The sequence below is a fragment of the Oligoflexia bacterium genome (genome assembly GCA_034439615.1).
Classification (GTDB): Bacteria; Bdellovibrionota; Bdellovibrionia; order JABDDW01; family JABDDW01; genus JAWXAT01.
This window is the reverse complement of sequence record JAWXAT010000023.1, coordinates 1-14,596: the sequence shown is the minus strand read 5'-3', so window position 1 is coordinate 14,596 and position 14,596 is coordinate 1. Positions and strand designations below refer to the sequence as shown.

Below are 14,596 nucleotides of genomic sequence, written 5' to 3'. Positions count from 1 at the left end.
GTTCATTGACGGTTTTGCTCAACTGTGGTACAAATCTCCCACTGCTGCAGCTCAAAGTTTAACGCGTCATGAAAGGACCCAAACAAATGGCATTTAAGATAGGTGATAACGCTGTGTACCCCGGTCACGGAGTGGGCGTTGTACGGGCCATTGAAACCAAGGAAATTTTCGGTAAAAAACAAACTTTTTACACAATTCAAATCCTTGATAACGGCATGAAAATTATGATTCCCAAAGATAACGTTGCCAGCGTGGGACTGCGCGCCATTATTTCTAAAAAAGAAGCCAACGAAGTTTTTAAAATTCTTCGTAAGAAAAATATTAAAATCGATAATCAAACATGGAATCGCCGTTACCGCGAATACATGGAAAAAATCAAAACTGGAAGTATCTACGAAATCGCAGAAGTTTTGCGCGATCTGTTTTTACTCAAAGTTGATAAAGAACTCAGCTTTGGTGAGCGCAAGATGCTCGATACTGCTCGAAGTCTATTAATAAAAGAGTTGGCTTTAGCTAAAAAGGTTCAAGAAAAGAAAGTCGAAGAAGAAGTTCGTGAAATTTTCGGCCTCGAAGCAAAAACCGAAGAAGCTTGAACTTGTAATTTAAAAGTATTTATTCAATGGGGCGCAAAGAAACAGCGCCCCTTTTTTTTAGGCATTTACATGATTGAAGTAAACGATAAATGCGATCTTATATTGGTGGCCGCGGGTAACAGCACTCGTTATGGCGCAAAAGTACCTAAACAATTTGAAGAAGTTCATGGGCGCCCACTTTATTTATGGTCATTAGAAGTATTTTTAAGCTGGCCCCATTTAGGAAATGTTGTGGTTGTTGTTCCAAGCGATTGGGTATTACCAGTTAAAGAAAGTTTTAATTATCTTATCGATACAAAACCCATTGAAGTTGTTGCCGGTGGTAAGACCAGACAAGTTTCTGCAACAAGCGGGTTGTTGGCTTTAAATAAAAATAAAGTTAATCCGTGGGTCATGGTTCATGATGGGGCAAGGCCTGCAATCACCGTTGATCTTTTAGAACGCCTTTGGTGTGCAAGATTGGTGGATTTAAAAATGCATAATATGGCGGGAGTTGTTCCTGGTGTTAAGTCAAAAGATACCATTAAACAAATCACAATTCATAACGGCTTTGAATTGGTGGAAGATACATTATCACGTGAAAAGCTGCGTATTATTCAAACACCTCAATTATTAAAAACTGATCTATTAACCGAAGTTTATAATACAGCGAGTGATGAAAACGCTGTGGATGATGCCAGCTTATTAGAAAATCATGGGCATAAAATTCTTGTGGTCGCTGGTGAAGAAGATAATTTAAAAGTTACTTTCGTGGAGGATATCGAGCGTGTATCGAGTTGGCTTAGGCAGCGACATCCACCGCTTTGAAACAGGTCGTAAACTTGTTTTAGGTGGTGTTGAAATTCCGCATTCAAAGGGGCTCCTCGGGCACTCAGATGCTGATGTGGTTTTGCATTCACTTTGTGATGCCCTTTTAGGTGCCTCAGCACTGGGCGATTTAGGAACGTTTTTTCCGGGAGATGAAAAAAATAAAGATCGCCCGAGTTCAGAAATTTTAAGTGAAGTGTGTAGGCGTGTTTGGGATATGGGTTATCAAATTATAAATGCCGATATTGTCATTATGGCTGAAAAACCTAAACTTACTGAGTATAAAGAATTAATGAAGACAAAAATTGCTGCATTGATGAATGTCCAACCACATTGTGTGGGTGTTAAGGCTACAACGGGTGAAGGCATGGGTGCCATTGGGAGAAGTGAAGGAATATTTTGCCAAACAGTGGTGCTTTTAAAATTAAGAGATAATGAACAAGAAATTACTGAGGTTTAAATGACAAATCGCAACGTTCGAGTACGTTTTGCTCCATCACCAACTGGATATCTTCATGTAGGTGGAGCTAGAAGTATTTTATTTAATTGGCTCTATGCAAAACATGTTGGTGGAACATTTATTTTACGTGTTGAAGACACTGATCAAGCGCGTAGCACTCGCGAATTTGAAGAAATGCAAAAACAAGATATTAAGTGGCTAGGCTTAAATTGGGATGAAGGCCCCGATGTTGATGCAAAGTTTGGTCCCTATCGGCAAAGTGAGCGCCAACATATTTATAAAGAGCATGCTGATAAACTTTTAACTTCAGGTGAAGCTTATTATTGTTTTTGCACTGATGAAGAATTAGAAGTGAAAAAACAAGTGGCCATGAAACAAGGGCGTCCTCCTCAATACGATGGCAAATGTAGGCATTTACCCGCCCAAGATGTAAAACTAAAATTAGAAGCTGGGCAAAAAGGGGCCGTAAGATTTTGGATTAAAAAACCTAAGAAATATTTGCTCAAAGATCTCATCAGAGGTGATGTTGAGTTTCAAGAGGGCATGGTTGGAGATTTTGTAATATTAAGATCTGATGGCATGCCGGTTTATAATTTTTGTTGTGTCATAGATGACCACTTAATGGAAATTACTCACGTCTTAAGAGCTGAGGAGCATTTATCAAACACAGTGCGACAACTCATGTTGTATGAATCATATGGTTGGGTTGCTCCTGAGTTTGGTCATATGTCGGTAGTATTAGGCTCAGATAAACAAAAGCTAAGTAAGCGCCATGGTGCAACGTCTGTGAATGAATACCGACAACAGGGTTATCTAAAAGAGGCGATCAATAATTATATAGCACTTTTAGGTTGGAGTTCCCCTGATGGTCGAGAGGTTGTGCCACTTAATGAGATGATTAAACTTTTTGATGTAGATAGGGTTAATTCAAGTCCTGCTGTTTTTGATGGAGTAAAACTTAAATGGATGAACTCTGTCTATTTAAGGGAAATGGATCATCAAGAACTTTGGAAGTTACTCATACCTTTCTTGGAGGCCGATGGTCTTAAATTTGAGGGAGTAACAACTGATTGGATCAACAAAGCTGTTGGTGCATTAAAAACTTCGTTTGAAACATTGGTTGAAGCGGTTTTGTTATTTCATCCGTTATCTGATCAAAATTTTGAATTTTCGCCTGAATCAGAAGAGGCGTTTAAGTGGGCCTCTACAACATCAGTTATCACTCATTGGATAGAAAATCTTAAAAACACCAGTGATGAATTTATTGAAGAAGCAAAATTTGCGGAACTTCAAAAAAAGATTCAAACTGATTGTGCTGTAAAAGGTAAAGAGTTTTTTCAAGCCCTTCGTGTAGCTATCGTTGGTAAACCTCACGGTACAGAATTAAAACAATTGGTTCCGCTACTTTCAAAGAAGAGTTTGATTCTTAGGGCTGAAAAAACTTTAGCTCGATGTTTAAAAGTTTGATTTAATAAATGGCATGTAAATAATGTGATTTCAGTAAGAGAGATTTTAAAATGACTATGAAAATTTATAACACTTTAACACAAAAAAAAGATGATTTTGCCCCCATTGAACCAGGGCATGTGCGCATGTACGTCTGTGGGCCGACGGTTTATAATTTTTTACATGTTGGGAATTTTCGTGGGCCTATATTTTTTAACTTTGTGAGAAATTATTTTGAACACACAAATCACAAGGTCACTTACGTTTATAATTATACTGATGTAGATGATAAAATAATTAAAGCGGCCAATGAAGAAAAAATCACACCCTTTGAATTAGCAGATAAATACGTACTTGAATTTGAAAAAGATTTTAAAGCCGTTGGGTTAAAACCCGCGACTTTTAACCCCAGAGTGACAACTCACATCAAAGAAATTATCGAGATGATTGAAAAGATCGTCCGTCATGGTGCGGGTTACGTTGTTGATGGTGAGGTTTTTTGCAGCATTGAAAAAATAAAAGAATATGGAAAGCTCAGTCATAAAAACATTGATGACCTTATCGCAGGGGTGAGAGTCGAAATTGGTGAGAAAAAGAAAAATCCTTTAGATTTTTCTTTATGGAAGCCTGCAAAGCCTGCTGAACCTTACTGGGATAGTCCGTGGGGTAAGGGCAGGCCTGGGTGGCATATCGAATGCTCAGCAATGGCTAAGAAATATTTAGGGGACACCTTTGATATTCATGGTGGTGGAATTGATCTTATATTTCCTCATCATGAAAATGAAATTGCACAAAGTGAAGCTGCTAATAATAAACCGTTTGTAAATTTTTGGATGCACAATAATTTTATCAATATGGGTAAAGATAAAATGTCAAAAAGTCTTGGCAATATCTTTACTGCTAGAAATTTTTTAGAACGTTTTAATGGCGAAACATTAAAGTTTGTAATTTTATCAGCACATTATAGAAGTCCTTCTGAGTTTGGTGATTCAGTCATTAGTCATTGTATTCATGGTCTGGCTCGCATTTATTCAAGCATGGCCCAGGCTGAAACGTGGCTCAGTAAGTGTGAAAAAGCAGGCTTTAAGGCTGATCATAAAGGCTCGCTTCTTGACCCAAAAGGCTTTGGTGAGAGAGTAAGTAGCATTTGGCCAGGTGTTAACGCTGCGTGCGCTGATGATTTTAACACGCCTGAAATATTAGCTGAAATTTTTAACCTTGTTCGTAGTTTTAATAATATTCTAAAACCGGGTTTAAAGGCCTCTCAAGAACTGGCTAACTCATGTAGTAAACATCTTGCGTTAATTAAAGAAGTTGGGTCATTACTGGCATTGTTTCACGAACCCCCGTGTAGCTTCTTGATTGCACTTGATGATATTTTGTTGCGTGATAAAAAATTAGAAAGAAGTGCTGTGCAAAAACTTGTCGATGATCGTTGGAGAGCACGGGTTGATAAAGATTTTAAAAAGTCTGATGAAATCAGATTAGAACTTACAGGTCTTGGAATTGAAGTAAGAGATTCTTCAGATGGAACTGAATGGGAAGTGAAAAAATAAATGTATGAACCCCGGTTTGGGAAAAAAAATGAACTCGTAGAGAGTCGACCATTTCAACTTGTCACTGACTATAAGCCCCAAGGCGATCAGCCTAAGGCAATTGAACAACTTATTAAAAATTTTGAATCAGGAAGTAACCATCAAGTTTTGTTAGGAGTCACAGGCTCTGGAAAAACATTTACGATGGCTCATACTATTGCACGCATGGGTAGACCCGCGCTGATCTTAGCACCAAATAAAACTTTAGCAGGCCAATTGTACGCTGAGTTTAAGCAATTATTTCCACTCAACGCTGTTGAATATTTTGTAAGTTATTATGATTACTACCAACCTGAAGCTTATATTCCATCAACTGATACGTTTATCGAAAAAGATTCAGCCATTAATGAACAAATTGATCGCATGCGACACTCTGCCACGCGTTCACTTTTTGATCGTAGTGATGTGATTATTGTTTCAAGTGTGTCGTGTATCTATGGCTTGGGAAGTCCTGAAGCCTATGAGGGTATGTTAATTTTAATTGAATCGGGTAGCGATATGAAGCGAGATGATCTGCTTCGTAAATTAGTCGATATTCAATACAATCGAAACGATGTTGATTTTCACCGTGGTACATTTCGTGTACGTGGTGATGTGGTTGAGATATTTCCTCCCTATGAAGATAGTCGTGCTGTGCGGGTTGAGTTTTTTGGTGATTTTATTGACGCCATTAGTATTGTTGACCCATTACGTGGAACGATAATTCAAAAAGTAGAACGTGCTACGATTTACCCAGGAAGCCACTATGTGACAGATCTTGATCGAAGTAAAAAAGCAATCATTACGATTCAAGATGAACTGCGCGAGCGACTTGAACAATTAAAATCTCAGATGAAATTGGTTGAAGCTCAACGACTTGAACAGCGCACATATTACGATATTGAAATGATTGAGGAGATTGGTTTTTGCCAAGGTATTGAGAATTATTCAAGACATTTCACTGGGCGAAAACCTGGTGAAGCGCCTCCAACTTTGATTGAATATTTTCCTAAAGATTTCATAACTTTTATTGATGAGAGTCATGTGACGGTTCCTCAAATTGGGGGAATGTACAAGGGTGATAGGTCACGTAAAATGACGCTTGTTGATTTTGGTTTTAGGCTTCCTAGTGCACTTGATAATAGACCTCTAAATTTTCAAGAATTTGAAAGTTTAGTAAATAAAGTTATGTATGTTTCAGCAACACCTGGTGCTTATGAACTTCAAAAAAGTGAGGGGTTAATAATAGAACAAATTATTCGCCCTACTGGCTTGATTGACCCGGAGATTGAAGTGCGTGGGGCAAAATTTCAAGTTGATGATTTACTTAAAGAAGTTCGCATTAGAGCAAATCTTAAAGAGCGAGTGCTTGTTACTACACTTACTAAACGCATGGCTGAAGACTTAACTGAATATTTTCAAGGCATGGGGGTAAGAGTTAAGTATCTTCATAGTGAAATTCTAACTCTTGAACGCTCAGAAATTATTCGAGATCTTAGACTTGGCGTATTTGACGTTTTAGTGGGAATTAATTTACTCAGAGAAGGTCTAGATATACCTGAGGTAAGTTTAGTTGCGATCTTAGATGCAGATAAAGAAGGGTTTTTACGATCTGAAAGATCCCTTATTCAAACAATAGGGCGAGCTGCGCGAAATATTAACGGTAAGGTTATATTGTACGCTGATAGAATTACTGATTCGATGAAAAAGGCCATGGCAGAAACTCAAAGACGTCGAGAAATTCAAAGCAAATATAATATTGATAATAATATTACTCCTCAAACAATTAAAAAGCTGATTTCACAAACTACAGAGCAACTCTACGCTGCTTCTGATCAAGTGCTTTACACCGCTCCTCAGCCCCGAGGTCGTGATGGTGAGAATAAAGTGGCGTCTCCAAAAACACTTTACGCATTAACGCCAGAGTCGATTAATAAGCAGATTGTTAAACTTCGAAAGCAGATGAAAAAAGCTTCAGATAAACTTGATTTTGAAGAGGCTGCAAATATTCGTGATGAGATTAAGCGCTTAGAACTTCAAGAAATGCGTTTTAGTGATGTTGCTAATTTGGGAGGCGAAGCCGAAAGCTAATGGCTCGCAACTCAAAGTCTGATATCTCTGAAAAATTAACTGAACTTAAAGCATCAATTGCTGGGTTTCCGACGACACCTGGCATTTATCTTATGAAAAATGCAATTGATAAGATTATTTATGTCGGTAAAGCTAAAGTTTTAAGATCACGGGTTCGTAGTTATTTTACAGGTTCTGGGCATTCTGCAAAAACACAGTATCTAGTAAGTCACATTTCAAAAATTGAATATATTGTTACAAAAACTGAAGTAGAAGCTTTTTTACTTGAAGCATCATTAATTAAAAAACATCGACCTAAATATAATATCAGACTTAAAGACGATAAGACGTACCCGTATATTAAAGTAAGTATGGCTGATGATTATCCAAGGCTTTATCTCTCACGAAAAGTAAAACGCGATGGAAGTATGTATTTTGGCCCTTTCACAAGTGGTTTAGCTGTTTGGGAAACCATAAAATTTTTAAACCGTACATTTCAAATTAGAGATTGTAGTGATCATTATTTTAGAAACCGCACTCGACCTTGTTTGACCCATCAAATAGGAAATTGCACAGCCCCATGTGTAGACATCGTCGATAAAGAAACTTATCAAAAAGATATTCAAGGGGCGTTATTATTTTTACGAGGCAAAGATAAACTGCTCCTTAAAGAAATAACAAAACGTATGAAAGAGGCTGCAAATGATGAACAGTTTGAGTACGCGGCAAAACTTCGTGATTCCTTAGAAGGATTAGAATCTATTCTAGAAAAACAATCAGTTATTAATGCTATGGGAGAAAAAGATCAAGACGTGATTGGTTATGAAGGTGATGAGCGTGGATGCACAATCGAAGTACTTCATGTGAGACAAGGTAAACTTTTAGGAAGTCAGCCACATTTTATGCCGTTATTAAATCCAACAGCAGAAGATGAAAACCCCCAAGAGTGGCTAGCGTCTTTTGTGAACCAGTATTACGAAGAAAACATGGTGCCTGATGAGGTTCTTTTGGGTGCCGATTTGGGGCGTGATATTCATAAACTTTTAGAAGCTGTGTTATGTGAACGTACTGGCAAAAAAGTAGTTGTAAGATACCCTACGAGTCAAGATGCCAGCCGCATGCTTGAAATCGCCCAGGCCAATGCCAGTGAACATTTTAAACATCACGTTACAAAAACAGAACGCAAACATAAGGGTTTAGAGGAAATTAAAGAACGTTTGGGGTTATCTGAACTTCCTATGCGCATTGAATGTTATGATATTTCAAATTTTCAAGGTGCAGAAGCTGTTGCTAGCCAAGTGGTGTTTGAAGAAGGTGTTCCATCAAAAGATTGGTATCGCCGTTATAAAATTAAGACAGTTCAAGGGGCTAATGATTTTGCAATGATGAAAGAAGTTTTATCACGTCGAATGACTCACGTAGAGCAAGATGAGCCTCAATTAATAGTTGTGGATGGTGGTAAAGGTCAATTGAGTATGGCGGTTGCAGTTTTGGAAGAACTTAAAAAAACTCATATTCCAGTAATTGGTTTCGCAAAAGCACGAACACTTGGAAAATTTGATGATGCTGATGTGAAAGGCTCAGAAGAGAGAGTCTTTTTGCCTGGCAGACAAAACCCTGTGACGTTTGCAAAAAATTCTGAAGCACTTCATATTTTAGTGGGCATTCGGGATGAAGCCCATCGATTCGCAATTTCGTATCATCGAAAACTTAGAGAAAATCGAAGTCTTGAAAGTGAGCTTGATCACATCGTTGGTCTCGGGGAAAAACGCAAAAAAGCGCTTTTAAGAAAATTTGAAAGTATTGATCAACTTAAATGTGCCCCGGCGGCAGACATTGCAATGCTACCAGGGTTTAATTCGGTTTTAGCAGAGCGTGTTTTATTACAACTTAATGAAGATGAATCATCTGTTAATGAAGACACCCAACCTAGTATCCAAGTCGAAATCAAAAAATAATTTATTTAGCACGTTCAGCTTTAGGTGCTGGTTTTATGGGAACGCCCGCCCCACTGGGCTTGGTTGTTTGAGCAGGTTTGTCATTTGTGGCTTGAGCAAAATTGTTAAATGGATTTTTATCTTTAGGGTACGCAGCTTGATTTTTTTGAAGTTGCTCCCAGGCTTTCAATGCAGCGTGTGATGCATTTGAATGAGACGCACTTAGTTTTTCAATAATGTTTGTTCCTGTTTTATGAAGATTGTTTTCAAAAGTGATAGCGACTGTTCCATCTTTAAAGATATATTGAATTTGACCGACAGCACCTTCTTTTGTTTTAATGCTTTCTCCTTTTTTGTAAATCACATCATTAGAAGTGGTAAACGTTTCAACTTCCAAAACAAGTTCATCAGTTAAATCAAAATGAGAAGTCTTTTTCTTAGTTTTTTGTTTTGGGAAGTCATAAAAATCTATGGATAAATTTCCATTTTTTCTTTCAAAATTATATCGCGCAGGCTTTTGAGATTTATCATCATCCATTTCAAGTAAAACCTCGCCTTTGTCAAAAAGCAATTTAACGGAGGCTACTTTTAAGCCACCCTCTTTTGTTCGCAAAAGTACTGCAGTATCAATTTTTAAACCTGAGTCATGCTCTTCTGTGAATTTAGAAATTTCAGTCATATCTATTTCAAGATATCTATACGTACTGCGGGGTGATTTAAATTCAGAGTCAGTGAACTTAACTTCTACAGAGTTGCCATGGGTTGAATAGATGTCATCATAATTATCAGCTGTATTATTTTTATCGCGATTTTCAAATAGGCGAGAAATTTTTCCGATTTGCCCGGTTCGTCGATCAATGACCGTTTGATCTTTATGTGTGATGCTGGGAATCCCCTCTGTGAAATCTACGCGGGAAACTTTTTCAGGAAGGCTGGTTTCACGTGGTGTGACTTCTTCTAAGCGTTCTCTTTCTAAAAGAAGCCTAATTCTGGCTTGTTGTTGTGCCTTGTAATTACTTTGAGAGGGTGGCTCAGCTTTTGCCATTTCTGACATGCCGAAAATAAATAGGCTTGCGATCATGAATTGTTTCATTTGTTCCCCTTTAGCTCTGAATAGAGCAAGGGGAGTGCCGCGTGAAATCGTACGTATTTCTTATGACTATGGTTTTGAGTATAAAGCTTGGCCAACTGTCTGATTATTTTAACTAAGATAAAACCGTGAGACTTTGTGGCTTAATGGTTGGTTGAAATAATAAGTCATTTCAATGACTTACATAGAGGCGAGAGAATATAGCCACTCACCTTAAAAATCGTATGAATTCAAAGGGTTGCGATAAGATTTGCAGTTCAATGCCAATCTGATAAAAACCCTTCGAGATGCTTATTGTAAAATAAAGCTTGAGACTTTATTTCTTATTCCGCAATCCGGGCAATTTGCTTCTTCATGGACTTCCAATTTTAGGTAGTCTGTTTGATGGCTGAAGCGAAGCTTTGAACCGCAGAGACAACAAGTCTCTAAAAATTCGATAAGATCTTCGTTTGTGATATTGAGTGGTGCTACGATTCCATTTTGTGCGTTCATTTGCCTGTCCTCCTGACTGACATACATATGAACGGCATTGGCGGCGTAAAACTTTAAACAATTTAAAAAACCGTTATTAGGAATTTAAAAAATGTCGATGAAGGAAAATTTTGCCTATTTAAAAGAAGTGCTCGGTGTTAGATACTTTGCGATTGGGGAAAATATTGCCCCTGCAAAATCTGATTCAGATCTTTTTGTTGCAAATGGATTACCACCTGATGAGCCCATTAACGAAATACATAAAAAAAGAAAAAGTCATAGTGAACATGTTTTGCCAGTTTCAAATTTGAATAATCTTTTGAGTGATCTTAAAGATTGCGGGCGATGTAAACTTAGTGAAGGGCGTTTGAATATTGTCTTTGGATACGGTTCACCCAAAGCACAATTGATGTTTATAGGCGAAGGTCCGGGTGAAGAAGAAGATGCTCAAGGTGAGCCCTTTGTTGGAAAAGCGGGGCAGCTTCTTAATAAAATGATTTCAGCTATGGGTCTAACGCGTGAAGAAGTTTATATCGCCAACGTTGTGAAATGCCGCCCACCTGAAAATAGAAACCCAGAACTTGATGAAGTGGAAGCTTGTTCACCTTATATGCATTCTCAAATATCACTTATTAAGCCAAAGATCATTGTGGCTCTAGGGGCATTTGCGGCCCAGGTACTTTTGGGCACTAATGAAAAAATAAGTCAGCTTCGAGGGCGAATCTTTGAGATCGATGGTCTTAGAATAATTCCAACTTTTCATCCTGCATATTTGCTGCACGACCCCACACAGAAAAAATCTGTTTGGCAAGATCTGCAACTCGCTATGCATGAATTGGGATTAAATATTCCTAAACACTGACTAAGGTCTTGAATCACACTCTCTTCTAGATAAGAAAACTGAGTTGAGTTCTAATTACCCTGGAGAAGCCACGGAGGGAACTTCACTTGATGCGATTAACAGCGATTCTTATTCTCATCACATGTTTTTGGAGCCAAATCGTACTTGCTGAAAAAGTGCGTGTGAAAATTCTCCAGCTTCCTTTGCCCCTTGAAATTACAGGAGAAGGAATAACACTTTTACCGATTAAATCTCAAAATATTCGTAATATTTCTATTCCAAAATCAGAACGTATTATTATTGATTCGCAAAAAATCGGAGCACAAAGAGTTTGGATTATACGTAACGGAAATAATATCACGCGCTCATCTGAGCCATTTTTACAAATACTTTCACATAATTCTAAAGTGCGCATTTTTGGATATGATCTTCCCGCACCATTACTACTCTCAACTTTAAATCGCACAAATACTGTTGATGTTATTGAGGCTGTTGAGCTTGAAGAATATCTTGTTGGTGTTTTGCAAAGTGAAATGCCGGGGCATTGGCCACTGGAAGCTCTTAAAGCGCAATCCATTGCCGCAAGATCGTATACACTTTTCCAAATGTCTTTAAAAAAGGGCTCGCCGTTTCATCTTGAAGGAAACGTGATGGATCAAAATTATTCAACTCCACTAAAGTCTCCAATCATTGATAAAATAAGAAAAGCTGTAATCGCAACAGAAGGTATAGTTTTATTGCATAATGGTCGCGTGACTAAGGCCTATTATCATGCCAATTGCGGAGGCCAAACTGAAGAGCCAAATCTTGTCTGGAAGGGTGAGTCTTTAGAAACAGGAACTGTGGCCGATGTGAGTTGTCCGTTTAGCCCAAAATCTAAGTGGTCTTTAGAGGTAAAATTTAGTGATCTTAAAGAGAAAATGCAATTATCTGGTCATCAACTTTCAGGTATTGAGCGTGTGCAAATTGTGATGAGAACGACGAGTTCACGAGTGGCGTTGATTGCATTTAGCGATGGGCGAAAAAATATTTTAATTTCAGGCCAAGAGCTCAGGCAAGCTATCGGTTTTGATCGTTTGAAAAGCACTTTATTTTCTGTAGTACAAAAAGGTGATTCTGTTGTATTTAAAGGGCAAGGTTTTGGCCACGGAAGTGGACTTTGCCAATGGGGAGCAAAGACGCTGGCTGAAAAAGGCACGAAAGCTGCCGATATTTTAAGGCATTACTATCCCCGAACGCAGTTAACTGAAGTAAATGTTGCTCACCGCTGATCTTCAATTTGAATATCCTGAAAACCTTGTAGCAACGAGTGCTTTAGCTCGTGGAAAATCACGCATACTTCATATTTCTCGCGATCGTGATCAAGTTGAAGAAATCAATTGGTCTCGTTTTTTAGCCATGTTTAAAAAAGGGGACACCCTTGTTTTAAACGACTCTAAAGTTTTATGGGCAAGACTTATTATTGAAAAACAAACTGGAAGCCTTGGTGAAATATTTTTTTTAAAAACACTTGCAAATCAAAAGCATTGGGAAATTTTATCAAAAGGAATGAATCTCAAAGTAGGAAAAACTATTGATTTGCCAGGAGATCTTAAAGCTAAGGTTTTAAAAACAGGCCGCATCAGCGAAATTGAAATAGAACAATCTGTAGACCTGGCTCAGTATTTTTTAAAACACGGCAATGTGCCGCTTCCGCCATATATTATTCAGGCCAGAGAAAATCAGGTGTGTGAAAATATTAAGTTAGTTGATCAGGCCGCTGAAGATAAAACGCGTTATCAAAATGTGTGGGCACAAAATTTAGGTTCAGTTGCAGCTCCTACAGCGGGTCTACATTTCGGTGATGAGCATTTAAAATATTTGCGCGAAAGTGGTGTGAAGATTGTCTATGTGACTTTACATGTTGGTGCTGGTACATTTTTGCCCATTGAAACTGAAAAATTATCTGATTTTCAAATTCATCCAGAAATTGCAATTATTGAACCTTTAACTTGTGAAGCTGTTAGGCGAACACAAGCTACCGGTAAAAAAGTGTGGGCATGTGGTACTACGGCAACGCGTGCTTTAGAGTCAGCGGTGTGGGCTTCAGGTACGGGGGGGACTAATATTCCTATGATCGTACCTTTTGTTGGCGAGACTCGTCTTTTTATTTCGCCCGGTTATAAATTTCAGGTGGTAGATGCAATGCTCACGAATTTTCATCAGCCTCAATCAAGTTTATTAGCCCTTGTATCAGCTTTTGGTACACGCATGATTCCTGAGGGGCGAGCGCAAGAACTTAAAACTTTACAAAAAATCTTAAATGCCTACAAATTTGCCATTGATAAAAAATTTCGACTTTTTAGTTATGGTGATTTGACGGTTCTTAGTTAAAAAAGAAATCACACATCAAGGGCACTCCCAAAATTCTTTATAAGTCTGGATACATTCACCCTCATGATCAGCATTCACAACACCTGCTTCGCCATCACAACAGTTGGGTGGTGTGGTTAAAACATCAGCGCATGTTGCCTTGCAATCAGCCTGATCACAACCATCCATAGTTTGTTTACATTTTGTCGTACATGTCGCTTTTAATGATCTTGTTTTTCCGGCCTCACAGGTAGTGCAATTTTTAGTTCCGTCAGCGCATTTATTTCCGCAGGTATCGTCTGGCTCTTCTCCGGGGCAATAATCATTTGTGTCGCTAGGACAACCAGTGCAAGTTGTGCAATCTTTAGTTCCGTTAGCGCATTTATTTCCGCAGGTATCGTTTGGTTCGTCTCCGGGACAATAATCATTTGTGTCGCTAGGGCAGCCAGAGCAGCCAGTGCAATCTTTAGTTCCCGTTGGACAAGTTCCACCACAACCGTTTCCAGGTTCACTTCCTGGGCAATAAGAGCTTGGGACACAAGTCGGCGTACAGGAACAATCTTTGGTTCCCGTTGGACAAGTTCCACCACAACCATTGCCAGGTTCACTGCCAGCGCAGTATGTGTTAGTGTCAGGACATGATGGTGATTTTGTTCCTGTTGGACAAGTTCCACCACAACCATTTCCAGGTTCATTGCCTGCGCAATAAGTTGATGTGTCAGGACAAACCGCAACGCAACAAACTTTAGTGCCGATTGGGCAAGCATCCCCACAGCCATCGTCGGGTTCAGCACCCGGGCAATATGTAGATGGATCAGGACACTCAAAAACACAAAAACTGGTTGTTGTGGGAGCACTCTGATTTTGTGCCTGATCGTATGCGATAAACGAGATCGTGTAGTACCCTTTTGATAACTCACTAAGTCTTACATTGATTCCTGTTTGAGAACGATTT

13 protein-coding genes are annotated in these 14,596 nt (G+C 38.6%); 10 read left to right on the top strand and 3 right to left on the bottom strand.

Annotation, left to right across the window (positions count from 1 at the left end):
* Positions 1–86 precede the first annotated feature (86 nt).
* The 7 genes from SGI74_05160 to uvrC all read left to right on the top strand — a co-directional run bounded on the left by SGI74_05160 (position 87) and on the right by uvrC (position 8,908).
* Positions 87–593 (top strand): CarD family transcriptional regulator, encoded by a 507-nt coding sequence (locus SGI74_05160; GenBank protein ID MDZ4676882.1) that lies wholly within the window; start codon positions 87–89, stop codon positions 591–593.
* A gap of 69 nt (positions 594–662) precedes the next feature.
* A complete protein-coding gene (gene ispD / locus SGI74_05155; protein MDZ4676881.1) occupies positions 663–1,400 on the top strand; it encodes a 2-C-methyl-D-erythritol 4-phosphate cytidylyltransferase in 738 nt (245 codons plus the stop codon).
* Complete coding sequence (ispF, locus tag SGI74_05150) at positions 1,360–1,860, top strand: 2-C-methyl-D-erythritol 2,4-cyclodiphosphate synthase (protein MDZ4676880.1); 501 nt, start codon at positions 1,360–1,362, stop codon at positions 1,858–1,860. The genes ispD and ispF overlap by 41 nt, the downstream gene beginning before the upstream one ends.
* Positions 1,861–3,327: a glutamate--tRNA ligase gene (gene gltX, locus SGI74_05145; GenBank protein MDZ4676879.1), complete on the top strand. Its 1,467-nt coding sequence runs from the start codon at positions 1,861–1,863 to the stop codon at positions 3,325–3,327.
* A gap of 50 nt (positions 3,328–3,377) precedes the next feature.
* Positions 3,378–4,862 (top strand): cysteine--tRNA ligase, encoded by a 1,485-nt coding sequence (gene cysS, locus SGI74_05140; GenBank protein ID MDZ4676878.1) that lies wholly within the window; start codon positions 3,378–3,380, stop codon positions 4,860–4,862.
* A complete protein-coding gene (uvrB, locus tag SGI74_05135; GenBank protein ID MDZ4676877.1) occupies positions 4,863–6,971 on the top strand; it encodes an excinuclease ABC subunit UvrB in 2,109 nt (702 codons plus the stop codon).
* Complete coding sequence (gene uvrC, locus SGI74_05130) at positions 6,971–8,908, top strand: excinuclease ABC subunit UvrC (protein ID MDZ4676876.1); 1,938 nt, start codon at positions 6,971–6,973, stop codon at positions 8,906–8,908. Before uvrB ends, uvrC begins: the two co-directional genes overlap by 1 nt.
* Before the next feature lies 1 nt (position 8,909).
* On the opposite strand, the gene SGI74_05125 is transcribed toward uvrC, so the two are convergent.
* A complete protein-coding gene (locus tag SGI74_05125; GenBank protein MDZ4676875.1) occupies positions 8,910–9,980 on the bottom strand; it encodes a hypothetical protein in 1,071 nt (356 codons plus the stop codon).
* 288 nt (positions 9,981–10,268) lie between these two features.
* Positions 10,269–10,469: a hypothetical protein gene (locus SGI74_05120; protein MDZ4676874.1), complete on the bottom strand. Its 201-nt coding sequence runs from the start codon at positions 10,467–10,469 to the stop codon at positions 10,269–10,271.
* 97 nt (positions 10,470–10,566) lie between these two features.
* Between SGI74_05120 and SGI74_05115 the strand changes: the two genes are divergently transcribed.
* The 3 genes from SGI74_05115 (at position 10,567) to queA (ending at position 13,662) form a co-directional block, all read left to right on the top strand.
* The gene (locus SGI74_05115) at positions 10,567–11,310 is read left to right on the top strand and encodes a uracil-DNA glycosylase (protein MDZ4676873.1); all 744 of its coding nucleotides are present in this window, start codon (positions 10,567–10,569) and stop codon (positions 11,308–11,310) included.
* A gap of 89 nt (positions 11,311–11,399) precedes the next feature.
* Positions 11,400–12,560, top strand: coding sequence for a SpoIID/LytB domain-containing protein (locus SGI74_05110; GenBank protein MDZ4676872.1), 1,161 nt, complete (start codon positions 11,400–11,402; stop codon positions 12,558–12,560).
* Positions 12,544–13,662, top strand: a complete 1,119-nt coding sequence (gene queA, locus SGI74_05105) for a tRNA preQ1(34) S-adenosylmethionine ribosyltransferase-isomerase QueA (GenBank protein ID MDZ4676871.1) — start codon at positions 12,544–12,546, stop codon at positions 13,660–13,662. Before SGI74_05110 ends, queA begins: the two co-directional genes overlap by 17 nt.
* A gap of 15 nt (positions 13,663–13,677) precedes the next feature.
* Here the strand turns inward: queA and SGI74_05100 are convergent.
* Positions 13,678–14,596, bottom strand: a 919-nt coding sequence (locus SGI74_05100; protein ID MDZ4676870.1) for a hypothetical protein, incomplete at its 5' end; no start/stop codon positions are given.

Bases quoted from the DNA above. Each gene is read 5' to 3' on its own strand.
- SGI74_05110 (MDZ4676872.1), top strand. From the start codon at position 11,400: ATGCGATTAACAGCGATTCTTATTCTCATCACATGTTTTTGGAGCCAA.
- SGI74_05120 (MDZ4676874.1), bottom strand. From the start codon at position 10,469: ATGAACGCACAAAATGGAATCGTAGCACCACTCAATATCACAAACGAA.
- SGI74_05160 (MDZ4676882.1), top strand. From the start codon at position 87: ATGGCATTTAAGATAGGTGATAACGCTGTGTACCCCGGTCACGGAGTG.
- uvrB (MDZ4676877.1), top strand. From the start codon at position 4,863: ATGTATGAACCCCGGTTTGGGAAAAAAAATGAACTCGTAGAGAGTCGA.
- queA (MDZ4676871.1), top strand. From the start codon at position 12,544: ATGTTGCTCACCGCTGATCTTCAATTTGAATATCCTGAAAACCTTGTA.
- cysS (MDZ4676878.1), top strand. From the start codon at position 3,378: ATGACTATGAAAATTTATAACACTTTAACACAAAAAAAAGATGATTTT.
- uvrC (MDZ4676876.1), top strand. From the start codon at position 6,971: ATGGCTCGCAACTCAAAGTCTGATATCTCTGAAAAATTAACTGAACTT.
- ispD (MDZ4676881.1), top strand. From the start codon at position 663: ATGATTGAAGTAAACGATAAATGCGATCTTATATTGGTGGCCGCGGGT.
- SGI74_05115 (MDZ4676873.1), top strand. From the start codon at position 10,567: ATGAAGGAAAATTTTGCCTATTTAAAAGAAGTGCTCGGTGTTAGATAC.
- gltX (MDZ4676879.1), top strand. From the start codon at position 1,861: ATGACAAATCGCAACGTTCGAGTACGTTTTGCTCCATCACCAACTGGA.
- SGI74_05125 (MDZ4676875.1), bottom strand. From the start codon at position 9,980: ATGAAACAATTCATGATCGCAAGCCTATTTATTTTCGGCATGTCAGAA.